Annotated in this window: 1 protein-coding gene; it reads right to left on the bottom strand. The window is 38.7% G+C overall.

Annotated elements, in window-relative coordinates; translation table 11 throughout:
- Positions 1–174 (bottom strand): hypothetical protein (locus BUQ68_RS24610; protein WP_425349570.1); only part of this gene is annotated, 174 nt, incomplete at its 3' end.
- Between the last annotated feature and the right edge of the window lie 348 nt (positions 175–522).

Genomic DNA, 522 nt, shown 5'->3' with positions numbered 1-522 from the left:
CAAATCAGGTGACTCGGACAACAGACTTTCCGCAGCTGCAAGAATCTCTTCTGGATAATCAGTACGAATGTTTAACTTCAACAAATCAAGATCTACATGCACGGGGAAATACCCAATATGAATAAGGAGATTAACTGCAGCTGATGCGGTCTTAGCAAGTCCCATGGCCTTCAGAATCTGCTAGAAGTAACATATTCATGAATCCCTTCACTTATTAACTGCAGCTGATGCGGTCTTAGCAAGTCCCATGGCCTTCAGAATCTGCTAGAAGTAACATATTCATGAATCCCTTCACTTACATCAGTTTCTAATTGAATGGCGTATCATATATGGGTTTTAGCATGGCATTACGTAGCAGTGATGTCCCTTCAATTTAACTATTAATAATGTCGTTTAAGACAATATGGAATCATTAAACAATAAAGGGTATGAAGATCAAACAAGTTACCATCCCCACAGTTTTCTTTTCATCTTCATTCCTGCAGTCATCAATTGCATATGCTTCAAGGGACTCAATTTTCT

The sequence above is a fragment of the Mongoliimonas terrestris genome (genome assembly GCF_001927285.1).
In the GTDB taxonomy this organism is placed as follows: Bacteria; Pseudomonadota; Alphaproteobacteria; order Rhizobiales; family Pleomorphomonadaceae; genus Chthonobacter; species Chthonobacter terrestris.
The sequence above is the reverse complement of the archived record's forward strand: the minus strand, read 5'-3'. Positions and strand labels throughout refer to the sequence as shown.